Raw genomic sequence first — 25,614 nt, 5'->3', positions numbered from 1 at the left:
CATTACGCAAAAACCCCGACTCTCGCCGGGGTTCCCATTCTTATACCAAGACGGCTTACTTAAGAACTAGCGGCCGCAGGGCATATCTCCCATGCCCATCTGTCCTCCGCCCATTCCCATGTGGCCGCCGCCCATATGGCCGCCTCTCATGCCTTTATGCCCGCCGCCCATATGATTTCCCATCATCGGAATGCCGTCTTTGGCAAGCTGGGTATCAAGCGCTACGCGCTGTTGATAGATGTCGTCACGCAGCTGCATGATTTCTTTACTGACGGCCTGAACCTTTTGATCATCAACCGGGTTGCTGGTCAGCAAAGCGCGATATTCATAGTTTTTAGAAACCAGTTTCTGACGCAGATCGGCCGTTTTCGTACGGAAGTCGTCATGCGCTTTTTGCACTTTAGCCTGCTGTTCCTGGGTCAGATTGGCCATGTAGCCGCGATGATATCCACCGTATCCCATCTGTTGGCCGCTGGCGGCCGGAGCGGCGTTGATTGGCCCGCCGTTTTGGGCAATGGCGCTCACGCTGGCTAGCGCGGTTAAGGAGAGAACGGCAGCAATAACGGTTTTCTTAAAAGTCATAATCATCTTCCTTCTTTGGGTTACTCAATCAGATAATTGCCTTACGGCATGCTCAATGGGAATATTGCAACCACCGTGCCAACCTGATTACTGGCATGAAAATTGAATGGTAAAGAGAGCGTTAAGAAGGAAAAAAACGCTGTTTTATAAATAGGTTATGCCTGCAAGCAGCCAGTAATAATGCCCCGTACCGGTAAGCATTAAGAAGGCGCTTTCTACAAGAGAGCAAAAAGGCGCGCAGAAAGCGAGTAATAATTACCCACAGCGGCTATAGTACGGGTAATTATTACTCGCCTCCGGGTCATAACTACCCACCCTATAGGCAATGAGGTCCGCAATGTTTAAAACCGTGAAAAAAAGCCCCGGCCCGCTGTTTACTCTGCCGTCCTGGCTGTTTATCGGCTTTATCATGGTGTTGCTCGGCATCATCGTGACTATGGCAATCCGGGATCTTAATCGTAATCGAGACAGCGAGATCCAAACCCTGATGGAAAAAAGCGCCGTCCTTATCCGCGCCTTTGAATCCGGCACTCGAACCGGGATCGGGATGCGCTGGCGCAGAGAACAAAGGCAGGCGCTGCTGCAAGAGATGACCTATCAGCCGGGCGTTTTATACATCGCAGTAACCGACCCCTCTGGCCGAATACTGGCCCACAGCAACCCCGATATGATTGGCCGCAGCCTTTACTCTGAAAGCGAAATGAAAGCGCTGCAGCCGGGCTCCACCGAGCAGTGGCGGATGACCCGCGTTATTGACGAAAACAACGACGGGCAGAACGCCTTTGAGGTCTACCGCTATTTCAAACCCATGGCGCGCGCGGGCCATCGCGGACATATGGGAATGATGCATCGCCCGCCGCCGGAAGAGGCGACGCCGGAAGATGACGCACAGGAGCCGCAGGTAGTCTTTGCCGCCTTTGACACCAGTGCGCTGGATGCCATGCAGGCAAAAGACCTTCGCAACACGGGAGTCTCTTTAGCCATCCTCGCACTGTTGGCGCTGGCGGGCGTTCTCGCCATGTTCTGGGCCAGACGCTATCAGCTATCAAGTCGCGAACTTCAGGTTTCCCGCACGTTTTCCGGCGAAATCATCAGCCATCTGCCCGTCGGCCTGATTATGACCGACGCCCAATCGCGAATCGGCGTCGTCAATCAGGCGGCGGAAAAAATACTGGCGGCCGACTCGGCCAGCCTGTGCAATAGGGACATTGCCCAAGCCCTGCCCGCCCAGTGGAAGCAGCTGGCGGAAGTCAGCCAGCGCCAGAGACCGGTCATTGAGCAGGAGTTGGATATCCGACTTAGCGACGGTCGGCTCATTCCCCTGAGCATTAGCGTCGCAGGAATAAAAAGCGACGACGGCGGCTTTCTGGGCAACGTTTTTCTCTTCCGCGATATGCGAGAAGTGCGTCAGCTACAGGAAGAGGTGCGCCGTAAAGAAAAGATGGCGGCGATAGGCAACCTGGCCGCCGGCGTCGCTCATGAAATCAGAAACCCGCTCTCGTCGATCAAGGGTTTCGCTAAATACTTCGAAGGCCGCTCGGCGCAGGGCAGCGAAGAGAGAGAGCTGGCTCAGGTCATGACGAAAGAAGTCGACAGGCTTAACCGCGTCGTCACCGAGCTGCTTGAGCTGGTGCGCCCTTCCGATCTCAAGGAGCAGTTGGTCAATCTTAACGACGTTATCGACCACTCGCTGCTGCTTATCCGTCAGGATGTTCAAGCTCGAGGAATATCCCTACGCTTCACCCGCAACGACGCGCTTCCCGACGTCAATATCGACCCGGACCGTTTCACGCAGGCGCTGCTGAACCTGTACCTGAACGCGATTCAGGCTATCGACCGCGAAGGCGTTCTGAGCGTCACTTTGGAAAACGCACAGGAAGGAGGCATCAACGTCATCGTTCAGGACAGCGGCAAGGGCATCGAACCGGAAGATCTCGCCAACATCTTTAACCCCTATTTCACCACCAAGGCTTCCGGCACAGGACTGGGGCTGACTATCGTGCAAAAAGTGATTGAAGAACATCAGGGGAAAATCAGCGTCACCAGCCGACTCCGGGAAGGTACGCAATTTACGATGAACATTCCCGTCCGGCGCGAGACGGGCAGCCAAATTGAGGAGGCATCGGGTAATGATGAGCCATAAACCCCACGTTCTGGTCGTGGACGATGACATCAGCCACTGCACGATTATTCAGGCCCTGATGAAGGGCTGGGGCTTTGATGTCACCCTGGCGCACAACGGCCTTGAGGCGATAGAACGCGTCAAGCAAACGCCTTTCGATCTGGTGCTCAGCGACGTACGCATGTCCGAAATGGACGGCATCGCAGCGCTGAAAGCGATAAAAGCCTACAACCCCGCTATTCCTATTCTTATCATGACGGCCTACTCCAACGTCGAATCCGCCGTTGAAGCCATCAAATCCGGCGCTTACGATTACCTAACCAAGCCGCTGGACTTCGACATGCTGCGCCTGACCATTGAGCGGGTATTGGAACACGCCCGTCTGAAGACGGAAAATCAGGATCTCAAACAGCGCCTGACGCTCGATAGAGAAAACATGATAGGCCGCAGCCCGCAAATGCGCCGACTGATGGACATGATCGCCACGATCGCGCCATCGGAAGCCACGGTGCTCATCTGCGGCGAATCCGGCACCGGTAAAGAGCTGATTGCCCGTTCCGTTCACGCCAACAGCGCGCGTAAAGACCGGCCGCTGGTTACCGTAAACTGTGCGGCATTAAGCGAATCGCTTTTGGAGTCCGAGCTGTTTGGCCACGAAAAAGGCGCTTTTACCGGAGCAGACAAGCGGCGTGAAGGCCGATTCATGGAAGCGGACAAGGGGACGCTGTTTCTGGACGAAATTGGCGAAATGTCGCTCCTGATGCAGGCCAAGCTGCTGCGCGCTATTCAGGAGCGAGAGATTCAGCGCGTCGGCAGCAACCAGACGCTAAACGTCGACGTTCGCCTGATCGCCGCCACCAACCGCGATCTCAAGGCAGAAGTGGACGCGGGCCGCTTTCGTCAGGATCTGTACTACCGACTCAACGTCGTTACGATAGACAGCCCTCCGCTTCGCGAACGCACGGAGGATATTCCCGTATTGGCGATGTACTTTATGGAAAAATTCGCCGCCAGAAACCGTAAAACGGTCAAAGGCTTTACGCCGCAGGCGATGGACATGCTGCTGAAGTACTCCTGGCCCGGCAACGTGCGGGAGCTTGAAAACGCCGTCGAGCGGGCGGTCATTTTACTCAGCGGCGACTACATCAGCGAAAGGGAGCTTCCTCTCTCAATCAATCAGTTTCTGGAAACGGCGCAGAATGGCCTCGAAAGAGATCCCAATGCGCCTATCCAGCCGCTGGAACTGGTAGAAAAAGAGGCCATTCTGACGGCGCTGGAAAAAACCGGCGGCAATAAAACCGAAGCGGCCCGGCAGCTCGGCATTACGCGAAAAACGCTGCTGGCCAAGCTGCAAAAATAGCCTCTCCTGCGGCCGCTGCGCCTGGCGGCCGACGCTTTCACTTTTAATAGAAAAAGTCTCAGGTTTTTATTGTGTTATGTTTGCGTAAATCCAAACGCGCCGGTATATATAGTGGACGGCCTTCGACTCATTCTATGGAAATACCAGATGCCCAACATACACGTGACTTACACCCCAAACCTGCCCGCCAAAGAGAAGCTGGACGATTTTGCGCTGCAAATACACAGCGCGCTGGCGCCGGTTATTGCGTCCGATGCGAGCAACTTCAAAACCTACCTTATCCCCATTGCCCACGCCGTTATCGGACTGGGCAATAAAGAAAAGGCCGTCATGCACGTGGATTTTCGCATGTTCGCCGGGCGCAGCGCGGCGGTGAAGCAGGAAGTGGCCAAGATAATTTTGACCAAGGCCAAAGCGCTTTTTGGCGCAGCCGGCGGTATCGAGACGGAAATTACCGTTGAAGTCGGCAACCTGGATAACGACAACTATCATAAGGTTATCGTTAACCAATAAGCCGACGGGTTACTCTTTCTTACTCTCCCTCTCGGGGAAAATCAGGCTGGCGAGGATCCCCAGCGCGAGCGCGGCCAGCACGACCAAAAGGCTGGCCGAAGCGCTGATGTTATAGCCGTGATGCCACAGGTGGTTGCTGGCGTTTAGCGCCAGCTTTACGCCGACGAAAAACAGCAGGAAGATGACCGCCTTTTCCAGATGCACCAAGTGGTTGCGCAGCGCCTCAAGCACAAAGTAAAGCGTTCTTAGCCCCAGCACGGCAAACATCATGGCGGAATAGACGATCAGCGGTTCCCGACTGACCGCGATCACCGCGGGAACGCTGTCAAAGGCGAACATCACGTCGGACAGCTCGACAACCGCGACGCACAGCAGCAGCGGCGTCGCGTAGCGTACGTTTTTCTTCACCGAAAACTGAAAGCCTCGATTCTCCGGGCGGGCTAAATCCTCTTCGATCTCTTTCGCACTGACCAAAAAGCGATGGCCAACAAGTTTGGGATAAACGGGAAAGAACAAGCGAACCAAGCGGTTAGCCGGGTGATTTGAGTAGTCTTCAATCTCGTCGCCGTCGTGCTTGGCGCGAAGCATCATCACCGCGGTGCCGAAAACCACCAGCGCGAAAACCATCTCAACCCAAGGGCCCAGCGCCAACAGCCCGGTACCGACGGCAACAAAAATACCGCGAAAAACGATGGCGCCAATAATGCCCCAATACAGCACCCGATGGCGGAAACCTTCCGGGATCTTAAACCAGGCGAAGATCGCCATAATCACAAACAGGTTGTCTACCGACAGCACCTCTTCCAGCGCATAGCCGGTCAGATAGAGGCTGGCGACTTCAGCCCCGTGTCGGAAATACAAAAACGCGCCAAAGCCCAGGCCGATTGAAAGCCAAAATACACACCACGCCGCCGCATTTTTCAGACTAATCGGCTTATCCTTTCGGTGCGCGATAAGATCGATAGCAAGGGCGGAAACGGCAAGCACGACAAATACCGTCACCGTCAACGTCGGGAAACCAAGGCCGGACTGTTCCATAAAAGATAAAACCTTCAGTGAGCGAAAGCGGATGGGATTTTAATTAAGGGGGAGATTATACCACTCCCATGAAAAGAAAGGGGCGGTAGGCGATAAAAAGCGAGCCTGGTGAGAATGCGGGAGACAAGGCGGAGGCTGAAAAGCCCCCGCTGCACGGGTTCGGGTTAGACGAAGGCGGCTTAATAATTTACCCAGCGCCGCCTAATCGGCACCATAAAAGCCGCACGATAAATTCGCTCAATCGCCCGCAATGCCCCGTCGCCCCAGCGTACGCAGGCGGTACGGGCCAACAGGTTAGCAAACACCGCAACCGCTAACGCTCCCGCCATGTCCAGCGGCCAGTGAACGCCGAGATAGATGCGCGACCAAGCGATCGCCGCCGCCCAGGCCATAAACGCAGCCCCCTGCCGATAGCGCCCGCAGAATAAAAAGGCTAAAGCAAAGGTAAAGGCCGCGGTGCCGTGGTTGCTGGGGAAAGAGGGAGACGACGAATGGGCAAGCAGCTGATAGCCCAAACCGTCAACAAAGGGCCGGGCATGGGGGAAAAGCGCGGCTATAAGCTTCGCCGCCAGCATCCCCAGCGCCAACGCAATGACGGCCCTTAAGGCGAACGGCCGCTGGCCGCGCCACAGCCAGTCTACGACAATCCATATGGGAACAATCATCATGGCCCATTGGGCAAAAAAATAGGCGATGGCGGTTAGCCACTCGGGAGAGTTTGGCGTGCCGTTGATAGCCAAAAATCCGACCTGATTAATGTGTTCAGTAAACGTCATCCGTCGCCTCGCGCGGTTTTTCAAAGCCTAAACGGGCGTTTCTCATGCAAAATGCCCCCATTCACCGCAAGCGTAGAGCGTAAATATGAAAGAAATATTAAGAACCGATTGCACACAATTTCCAACCGATTTCCTCGTCAGGCGCTATGATGATGTAACGAATAAAAAAGCCCTATGTAAGGAGGAGTAATGCGTATACTCGTTGTAGGCGCAGGCGCCGTCGGTGGTTACTTTGGCGGGCGGCTTTTACAGGCGTCCCAGGACGTCACCTTTCTCGTTCGCCCCACCCGCGCGCAGCTGTTAAAAAAGAACGGCCTGGTGCTTCGCAACCCGCAGGAACCGGTCATCACCTTTTCCAATCCTCCAATCGTATTGGAACAGGACCTCACCCCCACGTTCGATCTGATTTTGCTAAGCTGTAAGGCCTACGATCTCGACGGCGCAATGAACTCATTCGCCCCGGCGGTAGGAAAAGAAACGGCGATTCTGCCGCTGCTTAACGGCATGCGGCACGTTCAAACCCTCAGCGACCGGTTTGGCAAAGAGAAGATACTCGGCGGCCTGTGCAACGTCGTGGCAACGCTTGATGAAAGCGGCGCCGTTCATCGCATGACGCCCGTTCATAACATCACCTTCGGCGAGCTGGACGGAACGTCGTCCAAACGCACGCAGGCCATTACTGAAGCGTTTAGCCGGGCTGAGTTCAACTCACAGCAAAGCGACAACATTTTGCTTTCCATGTGGGAAAAGTGGCTGTTTCTCTCCTCCCTTGCCGCCAGTACCTGCCTGATGCGGGCGCCGATAGGCGAGATTGTCGCAGCGCCGGGGGGAAAGGCGTTCATTTTGGCCCTGATAGACGAAATCAAAAGCATCGCCCAGGCCTGCGGCTATTCGCCAAGCGCCGAGCGCGCGCATCAAATGCTGACAGAGCCGGGTTCTTCGTTGACTGCGTCCATGTATCGCGATTTACAGCAGGGATACCGAATCGAGGCCGATCAGATAGTTGGCGATCTTTTACTGCGGGCAAAACGGGCGGGCTTCGCCGACGATGCGCTGGTACGACTGCGGACGGCCTACGTTCATATGAAGGCCTATGAGAGCCAGCGTAAAGAGCAAGCCTAAAAAAAACGGCGCGCCCCGTCGACACAGGGCGCACCAATCAACAACCAAAAAACCACCTCAACAACAACGGTATCGGTCAGCGCTGCTTATCAGTCTGGCCGTAATATGCGCCGGGCCCGTGCTTGCGATTAAAGTGTTTATCCATCAGATAACCATCAATCGGGCGCAGGCGCGGATTGATTGAGCAGGCCACCCAGTCCATGTGGGCCACTTCCTCCATCACCACTGCGTTATGCACCGCGTCGTGCGCATCCTTTCCCCAGGCGAACGGGCCGTGCTGATACACCACGACGCCCGGCGTATGCAGCGGGTTGACTTCCCCCAACGTCTCGATAATCACGCGCCCGGTGTTCAGCTCATAGTCGCTCTCAACCTCCGAACGGGTCAGCGCCCGCGTGCAGGGAATATCGCCATAAAAGTAGTCCGCATGCGTGGTACCAAGCGCAGGGAGAGGCAACCCGGCCTGCGCCCAGGCGGTCGCGTAGGTTGAATGGGTATGTACGATGCCGCCTATCTGAGGGTAGCGCCGGTAAAGCGCCAGGTGCGTCGCCGTATCCGACGACGGGCGAAAGTTCCCCTCAATCACGCGGCCCTCCATATCGACCACGACCATGTCCTCCACCCGCATCGTTTCGTACGCCACGCCGCTCGGCTTAATCACGACGGCGTTCCGCTCGCTGTTGATAGCGCTGACGTTTCCCCAGGTGAAGGTCACCAGCCCGTGGCGAGGCAGGTCCATATTGGCCTCAAAGACCTGCTGTTTTAACGCTGTGATCATAAAACCGCCTCCATGGGCAGGCCGGCGTTGGCCATCCTTCGCTTCACCCAGTCCCTCGCGTCCTTTACTTCCTTGATGGGATCGTCGGCGCTTTCGCTCCACATCTCAATCAGATAGGGCCCGCAGTAGCCGCAGTCCTTGAGCGTGGTGAAACAGCGTTCAAAGTCCACGACGCCTGTGCCAAACGAGACGTTTTTAAACACGCCGGGGCGGGTATCCTTGATGTGGACCGCGACAATGTGACCGCTGCCGGCCTTAAGTTCCATCTGCACGTCGTTATCCCAGGCCGACAGATTGCCAATGTCGGGATAAAGCTGAAACCAGGGGTTATTCAGATAGCTGGCGTATCCCAACGCTTTGCTGATGGAATTCATCAGCGGATAGTCCATGATTTCCATCGCCAGCGTCACCTGTGCGCGGCTGGCCATTTCCACCGCCTGCTTCAGGCCGTCCCGAAAGCGGGCTCGGGTTTCGTCATTGGCCTGCTGATAATAAACGTCGTACCCTGCAAGTTGGATGACCCGAATGCCGACGTCCTGCGCAAGCTGAATAGCCTTGTGCATGATCTCCAGACCGCGATTTCGCACCTCATCGTCTTCCGAGCCCAGCGGGAAACGACGATGGGCGCTAAGGCACATGGAAGGCACCCGAACGCCCGTGGCGGCAACGGCGTTAACCAAAGCCAGGCGCTGCTCTTTGTTCCAGTCAAGCCGCGCCAGTCGGGCATCGCTTTCATCCACCGACATCTCAACAAAGTCGAAGTCCAACTCGGCCGCCAGGTTCAGGCGCTCAAACCAGTCTTCTCCCGGCGGCAGTGCCTTTTCATAAATGCCGAGCGGTACGGCTTTACGAAGCATAGGCTTCTCCTTATCCCCAAAGCTGGGCAATGGAACGTTTGAACTGCCGGGCGGCCTCAACCGGGTCGGCAGCGTCGCGAATGCTGCGCCCTGCAATGAAGACGTGGATCGGTATCCCCTTGAACAGCGGCAGGTCTTCCAGCGCCAGTCCACCGGTCACCGTCACCTTAAAGCCCATGTCGGACAGGCGCTTAACCGCGCTAATATCGGCCTCGCTCCAGGCTACGCCTGCCGCCTGCGCATCCCGGCTGCGGTGATACACCACCTGTTCGATGCCGGCCTGACGCCATTCCTGCGCCTGCTCCCAGGTCCAGAACCCCGTCAGTTCGATTTGAACGTCGCCGTTAAACTCTTTAGCAACCTCCAGCGCCCCCTTTGCCGTATTGATATCGGCACAGCAGATGACCGTAACCCAGTCGGCGTTGGCCTCAAAACACATGCGCGAAAGGATTTTCCCTGCGTCGGCGATTTTGGCGTCCGCCAAGACAATCTTGTGTGGATAGAGCGCCTTTAAATCACGCACCGCGCGAACGCCTTCACCGACGCAAAGGATGGTGCCGACCTCAATAATATCGACCTCTTCGGCAATCAAACGGGTAGTGCGATAGGCGCTGTCCAGCGTCTGGTTATCCAGCGCGACCTGCAGCATGGGTAAAGCGTGAGACATCGTATTTTCCTCGTTAAGTTTGTCGTTACGCCGCCGAAAGCGCGGCATCCGTGGCGTCAATCAGCGCCAGTACGTCCTGAGCCGTCCGGCAGGCGCGCAGCCGGTCAAAGTTCTCCTCATCCTCAAACAGATTAACGACCTGCATGATGCCGACCTCCTGATGGGTATTGGCGTCAACGGCGGCCATCGTGATGAGAATGTCCACCGGATCGTTGTCTTCATGATTAAAGGCTATCGGCTTTTTCAGCGTCACCAGGGCAAAGCCGGTCTTTTTGACGCCCTCCTCCGGGCGACCGTGCGGCATAGCCAGACCGGGGGCAATAACAAAATAGGGGCCAAAGCGCTCAACGCCGTCCAGAATGGCCTGGTAGTAGCGAGGCTCAACGACGCCCGCCTCTACCAGCAGGTCAACGCCTATCCTGACCGCTTCCTGCCAGGTGTCGGCCTCATCCTGTAGGCGAATCGAGTTATTTTCAGCCAGAGAATCACGCAGCTTCATATTCTCTCCTTCCTATTTGACGTCCTGTGGAAAATGCGCCCTGATAACGTCCATCAGCTTCGGTCCGAAGTCTTCAGCAGACAGCATATTGCGCACGCCGACAACGTACTTATTCCCCGTCACGCTTATCTCATCGGCAACGTGGGTTGAAGCGACGATAATGTCAGCGCTTCCCAGCTCGGCCTTGTATTCCCCTACGGCGCAGCTGTTCACCGAATGGCTTACCCCCTGCTGCGTTAAAAACTGATCGACCTTCATTTTCATGATCATTGAACTGCCCTGCCCGCAACCGCATACGGCTAAAATGCGTACTGTCATGATTTATTCCTCAGTAAGTGAGTTTGCAGAGTTTACGGAAGAGGCCGTAAACCGTTTTTCCCTATCTTCTTCACGCCGCAGGCTGCGACCGGCGAAGAACATGTAGACCAGCGCTATCGCGACAACCACGCCGAGAAACCACAGCCCGAGCGTCAGCCCCTGCATCAGCGGCGGCGCGAGGATCGACCAGTCGGCCATGCCCATCCACGCGCTAAGGCCGGTCAGCTTTACCGCCCAAACGCAGCCAAAGATTTCAATCATCCCCATACATAAGCAGATCTTGAGCGCCGCGCGCCAGCCGCCGAAGTGGTTGGCAAAGACGCCTATTGTGGCGTTGGAAAAAAACATGGGGATAAAACCGGGGATAATCACGATAGGCGATCCGACCGCGATAAGAATGCCGACGGCAATAAGCTGGCCGATAGTGCCCCACATGAATCCCCAAACGACGGCGTTGGGCGCGAAGCTATAAATTGCCGCACAGTCAATCGCCAGCACCGCGCCGGGTATCAGGCGCTGGGAGATGCCGTTGAACGCCTCGGACAGCTCGGCAACGAACATACGCACGCCCTGAACGATGATGAAAATGGCGACGGCGAACTGGAAGCCGGTCTGGATGATATAGACGGACCAGTGGGTTTTCCCCGCCATCTGCTGCACGGTATCGAGCCCGAAAGAGACCAGAATTGCGCCAAAAAACACCGTCATCACGATGGCAGTAGAAACGATGTTGTCGTGGAAAATATTCAGCCAGCCCGGCAGCTTAAGGTCCTCAACGCTTTCCTCCTTTTTCCCCAAGTAGGGCGCCAGCTTGTAGGCTATCCAAGAGGCGAACTGCTGCTGGTGCCCGATGGAGAAGCCGCAGTTGTCCGTCACCTGCTGAGTCGGCTTAAACATCATGTTGGACGTAATCCCCCAGTAAAGGGAGACCAGCACGGCGGTGCACACGATCGTCGTCCACATCGGATAGCCCAGAATAAAGAAGAATACGGCGATAAGCCCCGCCTGCTGGAACATGATGTGTCCCGTCAGCATGATGGTTCGAATGCCGGTTATCCTGCGCAGCAGAACGTATGTGATGTTCAACGCCAGCGCCAATAAAACCGCATATCCTACCCAGCTGTAGGCGTCGCCCATGCGTTCGATAGTGGCCATCATGGAGGCATAGGTGTCGGAAATTGCGCCGTTAATGCCGTAAACTTCCGACATTTTGGCGACAACGGGCTTGAACGTTCCGGTTAGAATGCCGGAACCCGCCTGTAGCAGCATGAAGCCGATAATGGTCTTGATTGTCCCTTTGATGATGACCGTTGCGCTTTTACGCAGCAGCATATAGCCAAGGCAGGTTACAATGCCCAACAGCAGAGGAGCATTGGTCATTACCTGATTGAAAAAAACGGTAAAAATGGTGTAGAGGGTTTCCATAAAGCACTCCATTCAGCACTCGGTGGACCCGTAGCTCGATAATTGTTTTCTGCTTCCCATGAGCGACAGGCTGTCTTGTTTTCCCGCACACTCTATCAATCAAATTTGATCACAAAAAGATTAAATTTGACTATATGTGATTTATATCCCAACTTAATTATTTCAGTAACTATTAGGTTTCTTACCGCCAAAGCCAAATCAGAGACATTCTCATTACCTTGAATAAAATGAGAATATCCCCTCATGCTTCCTTTATCTCCGCCTCTCAATGGAATAAAAAGCGTCCGATTATTCTGGAAATAACGTTTTCAATCTTAGTTATAAAATGATATTTTCATGAAAATTTAATCATAAATAATCTTTTTGTGATTAAATATGACTACAACATAATGCAATGAGGAAAGACGCCATGAGTAAAATTGACGCCATCACCAGAGAATCCTGGATTTTGAGTACGTTTCCTGAATGGGGGTCCTGGCTGAATGAAGAAATAGAACAGACGGAAGTCGCGCAGGGCACGTTCGCCATGTGGTGGCTAGGCTGTACCGGAATCTGGTTAAAATCGCAGGGCGGCGCCAACGTCTGCGTCGACTTCTGGTGCGGTACGGGCAAGCAAAGTCACGCGAATCCGCTAATGAAAACCGGCCACCAGATGCAGCGTATGGCGGGCGTAAAGAAGCTTCAGCCTAATCTGCGAACGACGCCTTTCGTTCTCGATCCGTTCGCTATTCGCCAGGTGGACGCGATTCTTGCGACCCACGACCACAACGACCATATCGACGTTAACGTCGCGGCGGCGGTAATGAAAAACTGCAGCGCCGACGTCCCCTTCATCGGCCCGCAGACCTGCGTGGATATGTGGATCGGCTGGGGAGTGCCTAAAGAGCGCTGCATCGTGGTTAAGCCTGGCGACGTGGTAAAGATTAAAGATATCGAGATCCACGCGCTGGACGCCTTTGACCGCACCGCGCTCATTACGCTGCCCAGCACAGAGAAAGCCGAAGGCAAGCTGCCGGACGGCATGGACAAGCGGGCGGTCAACTATCTGTTCAAAACGCCGGGCGGCACCCTGTACCACAGTGGTGATTCGCACTACTCCAACTATTATGCCAAGCACGGCAACGAGCACCATATCGACGTAGCGCTGGGCTCCTATGGTGAAAATCCCCGCGGCATCACGGACAAAATGACCAGCGCCGACATCCTGCGCATGGCAGAAGCCCTTAATGCCCGAGTCGTTATTCCATTCCACCACGACATTTGGTCGAACTTCCAGGCCGACCCACAGGAAATCCGGGTTCTATGGGACATGAAGAAAGACCGGCTACAGTACCAGTTCAAGCCCTATATTTGGCAAGTGGGCGGCAAGTTTGTCTGGCCGTTAGATAAGGACAACTTTGAATATCACTATCCGAGAGGATTTGACGACTGCTTCACCATCGAGCCGGACCTACCGTTTAAATCATTCCTGTAATTGCTCAGACGCTATGCGCGATAAAACATAAGCCGGACATTTCCGGCTTATGTCATTTCCCTCATTTGAGAGTAGGCGACGGGCTTTGTTTCAAATATAATCACCGAGTAATCACTAAACTTCCGGACTTTTCATGACTGAATCACAAAGACACCAGATTATTCAGGAAATGCTGCAGCAGGCTGGCTTCGTTACCGTTGAACAGGTCATTCAACGCCTGGACGTCTCACCGGCGACCGCGCGTCGGGACATCAACAAGCTTAACGACGCCGGCAAGCTGAAGAAAGTCCGCAACGGCGCTCAGGCCGTTAGCCAAAACCGCATCGCCTGGACGCCGATGAACATCCATCAGGCGCAAAATCACGATGAGAAAGTGAAAATCGCCCGGGCGGCTTCCCAACTGGTGAAGCCCGGAGAAAGCGTGGTGATTAACTGTGGCTCCACCGCCTTTCTGCTAGGGCGGGAGATCTGCGGCAAAGATGCGCAAATCATTACCAACTACCTGCCGCTGGCTAACTTTCTGATTGAGCAGGAGCACGACAGCGTGGTCATTATGGGCGGTCAATACAACAAGAGTCAGGCGATCACCCTGGCGCCGCAGGACGGAGACGCTTCCCTCTATGCCGGGCACTGGATGTTTACCAGCGGCAAGGGGCTGACTGCAGACGGCCTGTACAAAACGGATATGCTCACCGCCATGGCGGAACAGAAAATGCTCAACTACGTCGGCAAGCTGGTGGTGTTGGTCGACAGCAGCAAGGTCGGGCAGCGTGCGGGCATGCTGTTTAGCCGCGCAGATCTTATCGATATCGTCATCACCGGGCAAAATGCCGATCGCGGCATCGTAGAACAGCTTATCGCTCAGGGCGTTCAGGTTATTCTGGTTTAGCCAAGGGCGTCTTCGCCCTTAAACCAAAAACAGCGTCGCCAGCCCCAAGAAAATGAAAAAGCCCCCCGTATCGGTCAGCGCAGTAATCATCACGCTGGAACCGATAGCGGGATCGCGGCCCAACTTGTTCATCGCCATAGGGATAATCACCCCCATCAGCGCCGCCAGCAGCAGGTTTAGCAGCATTGCCAGCGTCATCACGCCGCCCATCGGCAGGCTGCCGTACAAAAGCCAGGTAATCCCGCCCATTACGCCGCCCCAGACCACGCCGTTAATGATGGCGACGCCCAGCTCACGCAGCAACATAGCGGGAAGATCCCGAGAGCTAATGTGGTGCAGCGCCAGAGAGCGCACGATCATCGTGATCGTTTGATTGCCGGTATTGCCACCAATACCCGCGACAATCGGCATCAGCGTCGCTAAAGCGACCAGTTGCTCAATGGTGTGTTCAAACAGCCCAATCACTCTGGAAGCGATGAACGCGGTGCACAGGTTTACGAGCAGCCAGGTAGAGCGCTTGCGAACGGAGGTCATTACCGGCGCAAAGATGTCCTCTTTTTCCGTCAGGCCGCCCATTCTGCGCAGATCGCTGTCGCTTTCCTTTATCACGACGTTAACGGCGTCTTCTACCGTCAGGCGGCCAATCAGCCGGTTTTGATGATTGACCACGGCGGCGCTTATCAGGTTATAGCGCTCAAACGCGCCGGCGGCCTCTTCCGCATCGTCACTGGGCAAAAAGGTCACGGGATCGGTAGTCATCAGAGAGGCCACCTTGGTGGCCGGTGGATTAAGCAGGATATCGGTAACTTTTAGCTCGCCTAGCAGGTGGTTATCTCTGTCGATGATGAACAGCTTGTCCGTAGAGTCGGGGATAACCTTTTTTCTATGTAAAAAACGTAAAACGACGGCCAGCGTAACGTCGCTGCGCACGGCGATAATATCGAAGTCCATCAGGGCGCCGACCTTGTCCCTGTCCAGATGAATAACTTCCGCTATCCGGGCGCGCTGGCCTGCGTCCAGTGAGGCCAGCAGCTGCTCGACTAGATCTCTCGGCAGGTGAGCGGCCAGATAGGCCTGCTCGTTCAAGTCCAGATGCTTCAACACCGACAGCAGCTCACGGTCGCTCATGTCGTCGATCAGGCTATCCCAAACGGCGTCTGACGCTTCCACCAGCGTCTTGCCGCGCTTGCGTTCGTTGAGCAATCCCCAAATCGCGTGACGCTTACTCTGCGGCAGTGATTCAAGCAGGTCCGCGATGTCAGCGGCGTGCAGGCCGTTAACCAGCTCGGTGAGTTCCTGACGCTCCTGAGCCAGCGAGCCGTCGGAAAGGCTGGTGCTGCGCTTACCGTAATCAATCGAAGCCACGAGCAGACGATCCGACAGCAGCGCCAAAATGCGCTGCCGGTTCTGTTCAAGTTCAGCGTTAGAGAGCTTTTCGCCCAGCTTCAGACCGTCAGTCATAAAAAACCTTTTATCATTCATTTTACCAGCCGCTGTGCCTAAAGGACGGCGGCATACCAGAGCCCGCTTGCTTAATTATGGGTAAAAGTCGCGGAATATCGTGAAAAAAGACAAACGCGTTGATAGAAAATACGGGCATTGTACTTTTTTAACCCACCTAGCCTACTACCATTCAACTAAATTCCCCTAGCAACGCCTGTTACCCATCAAACAAAGTTAAAATCATGTAACACAATAACGAAATCACCACGCTTTATCCGCTTTTCTTTACAAAATATTCAAAAGAAAAACCTCCACACTCGTCGGAAAACGCACTCTTTTGTTGCGACCAAAGAGAAGGTATCGCCCACGTTTCGAGGCTGAATTAAAGACGGGCAGAGTGAAAGATTGTGGATAAACTCACGCGCAGCCCGTTGACTAAAAGCGAGCTATCGGGCTTTTGAACTCGTATGGGAAAAAGTGATAACAGGAGCCGTAGAAAACGATTCGACCGTGGTTGAAGGACATCCGACCGATGCCCTTTCATTTTAATGCCAGCGTTCAGACAGCGTCTTTAAATTTTGTCTCCTTTCCTCACGGGAAACGGTTTTTATACAGTCTACGCCAAGGACATTGTCAACGACGACGCTGTCGCCCCATTCCCAGCCGCCTTCGTCTTTTTCAGTAATCGTTGAAAAGACGTAGCCTAAGCCAATCATATAAACAACCCACTGGGGAGACGTTGAAAAGCACTCCCCCACTTCCCCGGCCTGATTTTCATGCACATAAACCTGCTTAATGCAGCTTTCGCTATGACTATAGTGGACGGCGGAAATGAGATAATCAGCCAATTGAATAAGCATATAAAAACCCTTTTTATTTTTATTGGCTTTTTTAGAAAAGAAGCTTCTTCCACCGTAGAGATAAACCTTCGGTACAGAATTAAAACCGCTTTACGAAAGATTATGCCCTTTCGTTGAAATAACAAAATCGACATACATCATTAAAAGCCGATGAATTACTGAAATATGTTAATTAAAGAAAAGTGAAGGCGACAAGGGATATAAAAAAAATTCACGACGAACGTACAGCAAATTTATTATTCAATAAGGCTCGATAAAGAAATATTAAAAAATGACAAACGGCCTATAAACAACGATGAGTAACCTCATATTGTTAACTAATACGATCTTATCTATTCTATAAAAAACGTGAATACGAACGATTTTTCTTTCTCGTCCGCATTCACATATCGAAAAACCTAGTGAGATTTATCTACCAGCAGCGTTTCCATCAGATCCAGATCGTAGAGCACCTTCACCATCGTTTCGTTGCTAATCTTACGTGTCGCCCTTAAGTGGTAGAGTTCGGCCCGCTCGGCTCTCAGCGCCGTCAGGCGGAATCGGCGTTCAAGTCGCTCATCTTCTATCGTCCGCGCGCGCTCGTCGTCGGTATAGATTCTCTTACGCAAAGTGCCGATAACCCGCGAGCTGACTTCGGTCAACAGGTGGGGGTCTACGTTCTCCTCGCTGCTGGCCTCAATTCTATCGCGCAATTTCTCCAGGCTTACGATCCCAACTTCGGCCATGGTGGCCCAAGCCAGACGGGACTCTTCTTCCAGCGTCGCCCCGTCACTGCTTTTTATGCCGCGCAGCAGCAGCGGCAGGATGATGACCCCCATCACCAGAGAAAAAAGGATCACGCCGGTCGCCAAAAACACCAGCTGATAGCGGGCGGGGAAAGGCAGACCGCTGGTCAATACCAGAGGTATAGACAGTACGCCTGCCAGCGTGATGGCGCCGCGAACGCCGGCAAACGTGGCGATAAACAGATCGCGCGCCCGATAGCGGTCAAACATCAGCGGGCGCTTTTTCAGGAAACGGCGGCTATAAAGCCGCATCAGCCACAGCCAGCTAAAGCGCATCAGCATCAGGGCAAAATAAATCCAGACAACGTCCATGAACAGGTGCCAGGTTTCAATCGTCGGATCGCTTTCCGCTTGCAAAATAGACGCGGAGAGAATATCCGGCAGCTGCAGGCCCAACATAATGAACACCAGGCCGTTAAATACAAACTCCAGCATGCTCCAAACGCTGTTGGCCCGAAGGCGCATAGTCAAAGGCGCATTGCGGATAACGCCGGACTGACCGATAGTCATCCCCGCTGCGACTGCCGCCAGAATGCCGGACATATGGAAGTGTTCAGCCACCAGATAGGCAGCAAACGGCAACAGCAGCATCAGCACGATTTGCGTGGCCGGCTCATCGCCGCTCCAGCGGCTAAACAGGCGAAGCGATTTACTGTAAAGCCAAGTCACCACCACGCCGGAGGCAATACCGCCGAGAGAAACAATCAAAAAGTCGACCGTCGCGCCGTAAACGGTAAACTCCATCGTGCCCATCGCAACGGCTACGGCAAGCTTTAGCGATACCAGACCCGAGGCGTCGTTCATCAACGCTTCGCCTTCCAGTACGCTCATAATTGATTTGGGGATTTTACCCTCGCCGACGATGCCGCCCAGCGCCACGGCATCCGTCGGCGACAGTACGGCGGCCAGCGCAAAGGCGGCGACTAGAGGAATGCTGGGGATAATCAGGTGAATAAGATAGCCCACGCCGACGACGGTCAAAACAACCAGCACCAGCGCCAGTCCGAGAACTTCGCGGCCGTGGTGCAAAAACTCTCTTAGCGGCGTTCTCCAGCCGTCGGCAAACAGCAAAGGCGGAATAAACAGAACCAGAAACAGCTCAGGATCGAAGTTAACGTGAAGGCCAAACGTAGGCCAGGCCAGCATCGCACCGCAGGCAATCTGCATCAGCGGCAAAGGCACCTGGAACGGTAACATCCTTGTAACGACGCCCGAAAGCGAGACGATCAGAATTAGAATCAGTATTGTAAAAAATATTTCCATATCTTGCCCCAGGCTGCAGAACCAAAAACGTTTATAAAATACCACTATCTGGGTCACAGTCTGCACAAAAATATGCGATTTCGCCCAGGTAAACGCACACCGTGCGACAGTTCCCGTTTGCCAAACGCAAAACGCGCTATGCATAAAAATAATCGCCAGCGTTATCTGCTAGCAGCTACCGGACGCAGTCTAAGGTATAACAAAAGGGGCAAAGGTAACGTAAAGAGAAGGAAAAAAACGGCGAAGGAATGAAACAGAAAGTAAACGCCCCGGCCGCAAAAGAGCGAACCGGGGCGCCTTAGTCAATTGTGCAGTATGAGAGTTAGATAGCCCAACCGCCGGCATAGAAGGCAACCAGCGCTGCGGCAATAAGCACAATGCTGACGTTCAGCTTGCGCCATTCGCCGGAGAAAATGCGCCCAATCACCAGCGTCGCGAACCCGAGCATAATTCCGGTGACGATATTGCTGGTCAGCACGATAAAGACGGCGCAAACCAGCCCGGACATCGCATCAACGAAGTCGTCAAAGTCCAGCTTCACAACGTTGCTCAACATCAGCAGGCCAACGTACATCAGAGCAGGCGCAGTCGCGTAAGCAGGCACCAGGCTTGCCAGCGGAGAGAAGAACAGCAGCAGCAGGAACAGCACGCCGACGACGACGGCGGTCAAGCCGGTACGTCCGCCTGCGGCGGTACCCGCGGCGGATTCAATATAAACCGCCGCGGGGGAAGCGCCTACCAGGCCGGACAGAATGCTGCTCACGGAGTCGGTAGTCAGCGCTTTGCCGCCGTTAATAATCTGCCCATCTTTATCCAGCAGGTTTGCCTGCCCCGCCACCGCGCGGATAGTGCCGGTGGCATCGAATACGGCGGTCATCACCAAAGCAAGAATGCTCGGCAGGACGGTAAGCTTAAGCGCGCCAAGGATATCCAGGCTGAAGATCAGGGACGTACCGTCCTTAGCCACCAGCGAAGGCATGGAGCTAATCCCTTGGAACTTCACGTTATCGTCAAACGCGAGCCCAAGCCCGGAAATGGCTACGATAACAATCAGAATGCCGCCGGGAACGCGCAAGCGCTCAAGCCCGATAATCACAGCCAGGCCGATAAAGGCCATCATCACGGGAAAAGAGGTAAAATCGCCAAACTGCACCGGCAGGCCGGCGTTAGGGTTTTTCACCACCGCTCCGATACCGCTGGTGGCGATCATCAGAAGAAACAGCCCGATGCCGATCCCCGTACCGTGGGCAATCCCCATAGGAATGTTACGCAGGATCCAGGCGCGAATGCCGGTCGCGGAAATAAGCGTAAACAGCACGCCCATCACAAACACCGCGCCGAGTACGACAGGGATTGACAGCCCTTGACCTAAAACAAGGCTAAAGGCAGTAAAGGCGGTTAACGATATGGCGCAGCCTATTGCCATCGGCAGGTTGGCCCAAAGCCCCATGACGATGGAGCCAAAACCGGCCACCAGGCAGGTTGCGACAAACACCGTTTCAACCGGGAACCCCGCCTGCCCCAGCAGGTTGGGAACCACTACGATGGAGTAGACCATCGCCAAAAACGTGGTAAGACCGGCCAAAACTTCCTGACGCACGCTGCTTTTGCGTTCAGAAAGAGTAAAAAAGCGTTCTAATACGCCCGACCGCGCCTGCCCGTTCGGATTCGACATGAAAAATGCCCTCAAAAAGGAGTAAATTCAGTTTAACGTCATAAGGCAAACGATTATCTGAGCTTACCTACCCTGATTTCAACCGTTATTGTTAGATTTCGAGAGATTTTTTGTTTTACCGCTTTCAATAGCCAGAAAGAACGGCGACATCATCAAACGCCTTACCCGTGAGTCATCACTGCGCCGAAGAAAAACAGGCATATCAACAGAGGCAGCGCCAACAGCACCATCTCAAGCATTCGGGGCAACGGCCGAAACGAAGGATCGGCCGTCAGGCGATAAAGCGACAGCGCGTTGGTTAACAGCGCAAAAAAGGAAATAAGCCCGGCGACGGACAAATTGACCGCCAGTACGCCAAAAAGCCAGCTCATCGCGTTTTCCGTTGCGCCGTCGGCAATCCGCCCCTGACGCACGAACCACTGCCAGGCAAAGAAGGCTAAAGGCGCCAGCAGCGACAGCCCGCCAAGCCCCCAGGAGATTCGTCTTAACATTGTCTGCTCACCTTTTCCATTACGGCCCTGCGGCAAATCGCATCGACTCGGCAGGAAGTATAATGCCGTCGATGTCGGCAATGAATAGCGTGGAATAGGTAGCGTTCTGCCAACGGGCCCTATTTTTATATTTTTTTTACACCGCCTCTTCCTCTTTTATCAACATTTTTGCACCCATATCCCTAACCTGACCTCACTATTCATCCTTATGGAGAGGTTATCCCATGGCCTTCGAAATCATTCTTGGATTGCTACCGCTCTCGCTCTTGCTGGGATATCTGGTTTATGCCCTGCTACACGCGGAGGCGTTCTGATGAACTCTACGCTTATTGCACTGGTGCTGTTCCTTGCGCTGCTGTTTATCTTGGCTTATCCCGTTAGTCGATGGCTAACGGGGCTCGTCGAGGGCTCGCTTCCCCGCTGGCTGTTAAGTGCGGAAAAAAGCGCCTGGCGCTATAGCAGCATAAATACCGAAGAAATGAGCTACACAGGCTATGCCCTATCTTTGCTGGCCTTTAACCTGCTGGGCGTTGCATTCCTGTTCACCATACTGATGACGCAGGAGTGGCTCCCTCTCAATCCGGAAAGTGCCCCTAACATGTCCTGGCATCTGGCGCTGAATACCGCCGTCAGCTTCGTCACCAACACCAATTGGCAAGCCTATAGCGGCGAAAACGCCCTGAGTTACTTCAGCCAGACGATGGGGCTGACCGTGCAAAACTTTCTCAGTGCAGCGACCGGCACTGCGGTCGCGTTGGTTTTTATCCGCGCCTTCAGTCGAGAAACGAGCCAAACCGTTGGCAACGCCTGGGTAGACATCGCACGCGTTACCCTCTATCTGCTTCTGCCCTTATCGCTTGTTTTGGCACTGTTCTTCGTAAGTCAGGGAGTAATTCAAAACTTTTCGCCCTACGTTCACCTGACGACGCTGGAGGGCGCACGGCAGACGCTGCCCATGGGGCCGGTCGCTTCGCAGGAGGCCATCAAGCTGCTGGGCACTAACGGCGGAGGCTTTTTTGGCGCAAACTCCGCCCACCCGTTTGAAACCCCCACCGCGCTTAGCAACCTGGTCCAGATGCTGGCGATATTTCTCATCCCCTGTGCGCTCTGTATGACCTTCGGTCGGGCAGTCGGCGATACCCGACAGGGAAGGGCGCTGCTGTGGGCCATGACGCTGGTTTTCTCGCTGTCCGTCATCGCCGTTGCCTATGCTGAACTGCATACGGCCAGCGATCCGCTTGCCCTTGGCCTGGACGGGCCTGTCAACATGGAGGGAAAAGAGAGCCGCTTTGGCGTAATTTCTTCATCCCTTTACGCCGTCGTTACTACCGCCGCGTCCTGTGGCGCCGTCAACGCGATGCATGACTCCTTTACCGCATTAGGCGGCATGGTTCCCCTGTGGCTGATGCAAATCGGCGAGGTCATCTTCGGCGGCGTAGGCTCCGGCCTGTACGGCATGCTGCTGTTCGTGCTGTTAACGGCCTTTGTCGCCGCGCTCATGATAGGCCGCAGCCCGGAGTATCTTGGGAAAAAGATCGACGTTTTCGAAATGAAGATGACGGCGCTGGCAATACTCGTTTCCCCCACTCTCACGCTGCTCGGTACGGCGCTGGCCGTCAGTACCGAGGCCGGACGCAGCGGCGTTTTAAATCCCGGCGCGCACGGATTTACCGAAATCCTCTACGCCTATTCATCGGCTGCCAACAATAACGGTAGCGCCTTTGCCGGACTCAGCGCCAACACGCCGTTCTATAACCTGACGCTGGCCTTCGCCATGCTGATAGGCCGCTTTGGCGTGATCCTGCCGGTTTTGGCCATTGCCGGGGCGCTTGCAAACAAAAAGCGCCAGTCCCTCGCGCAGGGAACCCTCCCGACCCACGGTCCGCTGTTTATCGGGCTGCTGATTGGCACGCTGCTGCTGGTCGCCGCCCTCACCTTTATTCCCGCGCTGGCCCTGGGGCCGATTGCGGAACACATGTCGTTCTCTTAGTTGAAAACGAAAGGCACTATTATGAATCGTCAACAATATGCACCGCTCAGTCGTCAACTGCTGCTGCCCGCGCTTAAGGCGTCCATTACAAAGCTCAGCCCGCGCGTTCAGTGGCGAAACCCCGTTATGTTCGTCGTCTATCTCGGCAGCCTGACCGCTACGGTGATATGGCTGTCAGAACTCGTTAAACACGACGGCGGCGGCGCTTTCTTCTCAGGCGGCGTGGCGCTATGGCTCTGGTTCACCGTCCTTTTCGCCAATTTCGCCGAGGCGCTCGCCGAAGGACGCAGCAAGGCGCAGGCCGAAAGCTTAAAAGACGTCAATAAAACCAGCTGGGCCGTCAGGCTAAGCCAAGCGGATAAAAACGCGCCTTCCGAACGTATCGCCGCCAGCGCGCTGAGAAAAGACGATATTGTGTTGGTTAATGCAGGGGAGCTGATTCCCTGCGATGGAGAGATCGTTGAAGGCGGAGCGTCCGTCGATGAAAGCGCCATTACCGGTGAATCGGCGCCGGTTATCCGAGAGGCCGGCGGCGATTTTTCTTCCGTCACAGGAGGCACGCGGCTTTTGTCTGACTGGCTTATCGTTCGCAGCACCGCCAACCCCGGAGAAACCTTTCTCGACAGAATGATCGCGATGGTTGAAGGCGCTTCCCGGCGCAAAACGCCAAACGAGATAGCCTTAACCATTTTGCTTATTGCGCTGACCATCGTTTTCCTTCTAGCCTGTGCAACCACTTACCCCTTTTCGTTGTTCAGCGCGAATGTTAACGGCATGGGCAGTGCGGTAAGCGTTACGGCGCTGATAGCCCTGCTGGTTTGCCTTATCCCAACGACTATCGGCGGCCTGCTTTCAGCCATCGGCGTCGCAGGTATGAGCCGCATGCTGGCCGCCAACGTCATCGCCACCAGCGGCCGCGCCGTTGAGGCCGCCGGCGACGTCAACGTCCTCCTTTTGGATAAAACGGGGACAATCACGCTGGGCAACCGCCAGGCGTCAGACTTTTTTCCCGCTCCCGGCGTCAGCGAACGCGAGCTGGCTGACGCGGCACAGCTCGCGTCTTTGGCCGATGAAACGCCGGAAGGCCGCAGCATCGTCGTTCTAGCCAAACAGAAGTTCGGGCTGCGCGAGCGGGACATCCATGCGCTGAACGCCACCTTCGTCCCCTTCTCCGCACAAACGCGCATGAGCGGCGTAAACCTTCAGGGCCGCCGCATTCGCAAAGGGTCCGTGGACGCAATTTTGCAGTACGTGAAGGCCAACCGGGTTACGTTCCCTTCAGCGGTGAACAAAACCGTTGAGCGCATAGCAAGCGCTGGCGGCACGCCGCTGGTCGTCGCCGATGAGCTCAAGGTGCTCGGCGTCGTAGCGCTAAAGGACATCGTAAAGGGAGGCATTAAGGAGCGCTTCGCCAAGCTTCGTCTGATGGGGATTAAAACCGTCATGATCACCGGCGACAACCATTTAACGGCGGCCGCCATTGCAGCTGAGGCCGGAGTCGACGACTTTTTGTCTGAAGCCACGCCTGAAGCGAAGCTTGCCCTTATCAGGCAGTACCAACAGGAGGGCCGCCTGGTCGCCATGACGGGCGATGGCACTAACGACGCTCCGGCATTGGCGCAGGCCGACGTAGCGCTGGCCATGAACTCCGGCACGCAGGCGGCGAAGGAAGCGGGCAACATGGTCGATTTGGACTCCAATCCGACCAAGCTGATTGAGGTCGTTCACATCGGTAAACAGATGCTGATGACCCGCGGCTCGCTGACGACGTTCAGCATCGCCAACGATATCGCCAAATATTTCGCCATTATCCCGGCGGCGTTCGCTGCCACCTATCCGCAGCTTAACGCGCTGAACGTCATGCAGCTAAGCTCGCCGACGTCGGCCATTCTTTCGGCGGTCATCTTTAACGCATTGATTATTATGCTGCTGATTCCGCTGGCGTTAAGAGGCGTTAGCTACCGCCCAATGTCCGCCCCGGCGCTGCTGCGCCGCAACCTTTCAATTTACGGCATAGGCGGCCTGCTGACGCCGTTTATCGGCATCAAGATTATCGACATGGTGCTCACGCTTATGGGGGTCATATGAAACGTTTTACTACCCTGACATCACTGGCGCGCTCCGCCACGATGCTATTTTTGCTTATGGCGCTAATAACGGGCGGCGCTTATCCTCTGATCGTTACGCTGCTTTCTCAGGCGATATTTCCTCAAGCGTCAAACGGGTCGTTACTGACCTATCGCGACCGCATAGCGGGCTCGGCGCTTATCGGCCAGTCGTTCACACGCCCGGAGTATTTCAGCGGTCGCCCTTCCGCCACTGTACAGGCGCCCTATAATGCGTTAGCTTCCGGTGGAAGCAATTTATCCAATGAAAATCCGCAGCTAATGGCGCGCATTGATGCCGACGTGAAGCGTCTTTTGCGTGAAAATGCCGGTGAGAAGAAGATCCCCGTCGGCCTCGTTACCGCATCGGGCAGCGGCCTGGATCCACACATTTTGCCGCAGGACGCCCGCTACCAGCTGGCGCGAGTCGCAAGTGCCCGAGGCCTTAGCCAAATGCAGGTCAACGCGCTGATAGAACGCTATACGCAAACGCCGGCTGTGCCCTTCGGCAACCCGGTAGTCAACGTTCTGGAACTGAATATGGCTCTGGATAACATGACGCTTGGCCAACGGTAAAAATCG

Annotated in this window: 23 protein-coding genes; 9 read left to right on the top strand and 14 right to left on the bottom strand. The window is 54.9% G+C overall.

Translation table 11 applies throughout. The annotated features are described in order from the left end of the window. Positions 1-66: 66 nt before the first annotated feature. Positions 67-582, bottom strand: coding sequence for a periplasmic heavy metal sensor (locus tag V8L73_RS02760; RefSeq protein ID WP_261832635.1), 516 nt, complete (start codon positions 580-582; stop codon positions 67-69). A gap of 337 nt (positions 583-919) precedes the next feature. On the opposite strand from V8L73_RS02760, the gene V8L73_RS02755 reads away from it, so the two are divergent. The 3 genes from V8L73_RS02755 to V8L73_RS02745 all read left to right on the top strand — a co-directional run bounded on the left by V8L73_RS02755 (position 920) and on the right by V8L73_RS02745 (position 4,577). Continuing rightward, positions 920-2,725 carry an ATP-binding protein gene (locus tag V8L73_RS02755; RefSeq protein ID WP_347254062.1) on the top strand — a complete coding sequence of 602 codons (1,806 nt, stop codon included), beginning with the start codon at positions 920-922 and terminating at the stop codon, positions 2,723-2,725. Further along, positions 2,712-4,064, top strand: a complete 1,353-nt coding sequence (locus V8L73_RS02750; RefSeq protein WP_027275301.1) for a sigma-54-dependent Fis family transcriptional regulator — start codon at positions 2,712-2,714, stop codon at positions 4,062-4,064. The genes V8L73_RS02755 and V8L73_RS02750 overlap by 14 nt, the downstream gene beginning before the upstream one ends. 147 nt (positions 4,065-4,211) lie before the next feature. Then, a complete protein-coding gene (locus V8L73_RS02745) occupies positions 4,212-4,577 on the top strand; it encodes a 5-carboxymethyl-2-hydroxymuconate Delta-isomerase (protein WP_027275302.1) in 366 nt (121 codons plus the stop codon). A 9-nt stretch (positions 4,578-4,586) separates the two neighbouring features. On the opposite strand, the gene V8L73_RS02740 is transcribed toward V8L73_RS02745, so the two are convergent. Both V8L73_RS02740 and V8L73_RS02735 read right to left on the bottom strand, forming a co-directional pair. Next, entirely contained in the window at positions 4,587-5,615 is a 1,029-nt protein-coding gene (locus V8L73_RS02740) for a TerC/Alx family metal homeostasis membrane protein (protein ID WP_027275303.1), read from the bottom strand. Between the two features lie 179 nt (positions 5,616-5,794). Beyond that, positions 5,795-6,391, bottom strand: coding sequence for a phosphatase PAP2 family protein (locus V8L73_RS02735; RefSeq protein WP_036024204.1), 597 nt, complete (start codon positions 6,389-6,391; stop codon positions 5,795-5,797). A 189-nt stretch (positions 6,392-6,580) separates the two neighbouring features. Between V8L73_RS02735 and panE the strand changes: the two genes are divergently transcribed. Continuing rightward, positions 6,581-7,513 carry a 2-dehydropantoate 2-reductase gene (panE, locus tag V8L73_RS02730; RefSeq protein ID WP_027275305.1) on the top strand — a complete coding sequence of 311 codons (933 nt, stop codon included), beginning with the start codon at positions 6,581-6,583 and terminating at the stop codon, positions 7,511-7,513. A 76-nt stretch (positions 7,514-7,589) separates the two neighbouring features. Here the strand turns inward: panE and V8L73_RS02725 are convergent, their stop codons facing one another. Genes V8L73_RS02725 through ulaA form a run of 6 tightly spaced genes read right to left on the bottom strand, consistent with a single transcriptional unit; the run spans position 7,590 to position 12,057 of the window. Beyond that, positions 7,590-8,288: an L-ribulose-5-phosphate 4-epimerase gene (locus V8L73_RS02725; protein ID WP_347254773.1), complete on the bottom strand. Its 699-nt coding sequence runs from the start codon at positions 8,286-8,288 to the stop codon at positions 7,590-7,592. Continuing rightward, on the bottom strand, positions 8,288-9,148 hold the full coding sequence (locus tag V8L73_RS02720) for an L-ribulose-5-phosphate 3-epimerase (protein WP_347254061.1): 861 nt from the start codon (positions 9,146-9,148) through the stop codon (positions 8,288-8,290). Before V8L73_RS02720 ends, V8L73_RS02725 begins: the two co-directional genes overlap by 1 nt. Positions 9,149-9,158: 10 nt before the next feature. Continuing rightward, entirely contained in the window at positions 9,159-9,815 is a 657-nt protein-coding gene (locus V8L73_RS02715) for a 3-keto-L-gulonate-6-phosphate decarboxylase UlaD (RefSeq protein ID WP_261832641.1), read from the bottom strand. A gap of 25 nt (positions 9,816-9,840) precedes the next feature. Next, positions 9,841-10,314 carry a PTS ascorbate transporter subunit IIA gene (gene ulaC, locus V8L73_RS02710; protein WP_347254060.1) on the bottom strand — a complete coding sequence of 158 codons (474 nt, stop codon included), beginning with the start codon at positions 10,312-10,314 and terminating at the stop codon, positions 9,841-9,843. Between the two features lie 12 nt (positions 10,315-10,326). Next, positions 10,327-10,632 carry a PTS ascorbate transporter subunit IIB gene (ulaB, locus tag V8L73_RS02705; RefSeq protein WP_027275310.1) on the bottom strand — a complete coding sequence of 102 codons (306 nt, stop codon included), beginning with the start codon at positions 10,630-10,632 and terminating at the stop codon, positions 10,327-10,329. 3 nt (positions 10,633-10,635) lie between these two features. After that, positions 10,636-12,057, bottom strand: coding sequence for a PTS ascorbate transporter subunit IIC (ulaA, locus tag V8L73_RS02700; protein WP_027275311.1), 1,422 nt, complete (start codon positions 12,055-12,057; stop codon positions 10,636-10,638). A 409-nt stretch (positions 12,058-12,466) separates the two neighbouring features. Here ulaA and ulaG point away from each other — a divergent pair, with 409 nt between their 5' ends. Together ulaG and ulaR are read left to right on the top strand one after the other, a co-directional pair. Then, positions 12,467-13,531 carry an L-ascorbate 6-phosphate lactonase gene (ulaG, locus tag V8L73_RS02695; protein ID WP_347254059.1) on the top strand — a complete coding sequence of 355 codons (1,065 nt, stop codon included), beginning with the start codon at positions 12,467-12,469 and terminating at the stop codon, positions 13,529-13,531. Positions 13,532-13,664: 133 nt separating this feature from the next. Then, complete coding sequence (ulaR, locus tag V8L73_RS02690) at positions 13,665-14,420, top strand: HTH-type transcriptional regulator UlaR (RefSeq protein WP_027275313.1); 756 nt, start codon at positions 13,665-13,667, stop codon at positions 14,418-14,420. Between the two features lie 18 nt (positions 14,421-14,438). On the opposite strand, the gene mgtE is transcribed toward ulaR, so the two are convergent. The 5 genes from mgtE to V8L73_RS02665 form a co-directional block, all read right to left on the bottom strand. Continuing rightward, positions 14,439-15,881, bottom strand: a complete 1,443-nt coding sequence (gene mgtE, locus V8L73_RS02685) for a magnesium transporter (protein WP_347254058.1) — start codon at positions 15,879-15,881, stop codon at positions 14,439-14,441. A 527-nt stretch (positions 15,882-16,408) separates the two neighbouring features. Further along, positions 16,409-16,723 (bottom strand): hypothetical protein, encoded by a 315-nt coding sequence (locus V8L73_RS02680; RefSeq protein ID WP_051155777.1) that lies wholly within the window; start codon positions 16,721-16,723, stop codon positions 16,409-16,411. Positions 16,724-17,121: 398 nt separating this feature from the next. After that, the gene (locus V8L73_RS02675) at positions 17,122-18,771 is read right to left on the bottom strand and encodes a Na+/H+ antiporter (protein WP_027275315.1); all 1,650 of its coding nucleotides are present in this window, start codon (positions 18,769-18,771) and stop codon (positions 17,122-17,124) included. A gap of 322 nt (positions 18,772-19,093) precedes the next feature. Continuing rightward, positions 19,094-20,446, bottom strand: coding sequence for an NCS2 family permease (locus V8L73_RS02670; RefSeq protein WP_027275316.1), 1,353 nt, complete (start codon positions 20,444-20,446; stop codon positions 19,094-19,096). A gap of 161 nt (positions 20,447-20,607) precedes the next feature. Further along, a complete protein-coding gene (locus V8L73_RS02665) occupies positions 20,608-20,937 on the bottom strand; it encodes a 1,4-dihydroxy-2-naphthoate prenyltransferase (RefSeq protein WP_347254057.1) in 330 nt (109 codons plus the stop codon). 310 nt (positions 20,938-21,247) lie between these two features. Here V8L73_RS02665 and kdpA point away from each other — a divergent pair, with 310 nt between their 5' ends. Genes kdpA through kdpC form a run of 3 tightly spaced genes read left to right on the top strand, consistent with a single transcriptional unit; the run spans position 21,248 to position 25,608 of the window. Continuing rightward, positions 21,248-22,927: a potassium-transporting ATPase subunit KdpA gene (gene kdpA, locus V8L73_RS02660; RefSeq protein WP_422655618.1), complete on the top strand. Its 1,680-nt coding sequence runs from the start codon at positions 21,248-21,250 to the stop codon at positions 22,925-22,927. A gap of 21 nt (positions 22,928-22,948) precedes the next feature. Continuing rightward, entirely contained in the window at positions 22,949-25,015 is a 2,067-nt protein-coding gene (gene kdpB / locus V8L73_RS02655) for a potassium-transporting ATPase subunit KdpB (RefSeq protein WP_347254055.1), read from the top strand. Beyond that, positions 25,012-25,608: a potassium-transporting ATPase subunit KdpC gene (gene kdpC / locus V8L73_RS02650; RefSeq protein ID WP_347254054.1), complete on the top strand. Its 597-nt coding sequence runs from the start codon at positions 25,012-25,014 to the stop codon at positions 25,606-25,608. The genes kdpB and kdpC overlap by 4 nt, the downstream gene beginning before the upstream one ends. Positions 25,609-25,614: the final 6 nt, after the last annotated feature.

Origin of the sequence: Leminorella grimontii (assembly GCF_039789245.1) — a bacterium.
Classification (GTDB): Bacteria; Pseudomonadota; Gammaproteobacteria; order Enterobacterales; family Enterobacteriaceae; genus Leminorella; species Leminorella grimontii.
This window is presented reverse-complemented; position numbering and strand designations above follow the sequence as displayed.

Excerpts from the sequence above, each read along its gene's own strand:
- kdpB (WP_347254055.1), top strand. The coding sequence starts at position 22,949 with ATGAATCGTCAACAATATGCACCGCTCAGTCGTCAACTGCTGCTGCCC.
- V8L73_RS02665 (WP_347254057.1), bottom strand. The coding sequence starts at position 20,937 with ATGTTAAGACGAATCTCCTGGGGGCTTGGCGGGCTGTCGCTGCTGGCG.
- V8L73_RS02740 (WP_027275303.1), bottom strand. The coding sequence starts at position 5,615 with ATGGAACAGTCCGGCCTTGGTTTCCCGACGTTGACGGTGACGGTATTT.
- ulaA (WP_027275311.1), bottom strand. The coding sequence starts at position 12,057 with ATGGAAACCCTCTACACCATTTTTACCGTTTTTTTCAATCAGGTAATG.
- V8L73_RS02720 (WP_347254061.1), bottom strand. The coding sequence starts at position 9,148 with ATGCTTCGTAAAGCCGTACCGCTCGGCATTTATGAAAAGGCACTGCCG.
- panE (WP_027275305.1), top strand. The coding sequence starts at position 6,581 with ATGCGTATACTCGTTGTAGGCGCAGGCGCCGTCGGTGGTTACTTTGGC.
- ulaC (WP_347254060.1), bottom strand. The coding sequence starts at position 10,314 with ATGAAGCTGCGTGATTCTCTGGCTGAAAATAACTCGATTCGCCTACAG.
- V8L73_RS02735 (WP_036024204.1), bottom strand. The coding sequence starts at position 6,391 with ATGACGTTTACTGAACACATTAATCAGGTCGGATTTTTGGCTATCAAC.
- V8L73_RS02675 (WP_027275315.1), bottom strand. The coding sequence starts at position 18,771 with ATGGAAATATTTTTTACAATACTGATTCTAATTCTGATCGTCTCGCTT.
- V8L73_RS02670 (WP_027275316.1), bottom strand. The coding sequence starts at position 20,446 with ATGTCGAATCCGAACGGGCAGGCGCGGTCGGGCGTATTAGAACGCTTT.
- ulaG (WP_347254059.1), top strand. The coding sequence starts at position 12,467 with ATGAGTAAAATTGACGCCATCACCAGAGAATCCTGGATTTTGAGTACG.
- V8L73_RS02760 (WP_261832635.1), bottom strand. The coding sequence starts at position 582 with ATGACTTTTAAGAAAACCGTTATTGCTGCCGTTCTCTCCTTAACCGCG.
- mgtE (WP_347254058.1), bottom strand. The coding sequence starts at position 15,881 with ATGACTGACGGTCTGAAGCTGGGCGAAAAGCTCTCTAACGCTGAACTT.
- kdpC (WP_347254054.1), top strand. The coding sequence starts at position 25,012 with ATGAAACGTTTTACTACCCTGACATCACTGGCGCGCTCCGCCACGATG.
- ulaB (WP_027275310.1), bottom strand. The coding sequence starts at position 10,632 with ATGACAGTACGCATTTTAGCCGTATGCGGTTGCGGGCAGGGCAGTTCA.
- V8L73_RS02750 (WP_027275301.1), top strand. The coding sequence starts at position 2,712 with ATGATGAGCCATAAACCCCACGTTCTGGTCGTGGACGATGACATCAGC.
- V8L73_RS02680 (WP_051155777.1), bottom strand. The coding sequence starts at position 16,723 with ATGCTTATTCAATTGGCTGATTATCTCATTTCCGCCGTCCACTATAGT.
- ulaR (WP_027275313.1), top strand. The coding sequence starts at position 13,665 with ATGACTGAATCACAAAGACACCAGATTATTCAGGAAATGCTGCAGCAG.
- V8L73_RS02745 (WP_027275302.1), top strand. The coding sequence starts at position 4,212 with ATGCCCAACATACACGTGACTTACACCCCAAACCTGCCCGCCAAAGAG.
- V8L73_RS02755 (WP_347254062.1), top strand. The coding sequence starts at position 920 with ATGTTTAAAACCGTGAAAAAAAGCCCCGGCCCGCTGTTTACTCTGCCG.
- V8L73_RS02715 (WP_261832641.1), bottom strand. The coding sequence starts at position 9,815 with ATGTCTCACGCTTTACCCATGCTGCAGGTCGCGCTGGATAACCAGACG.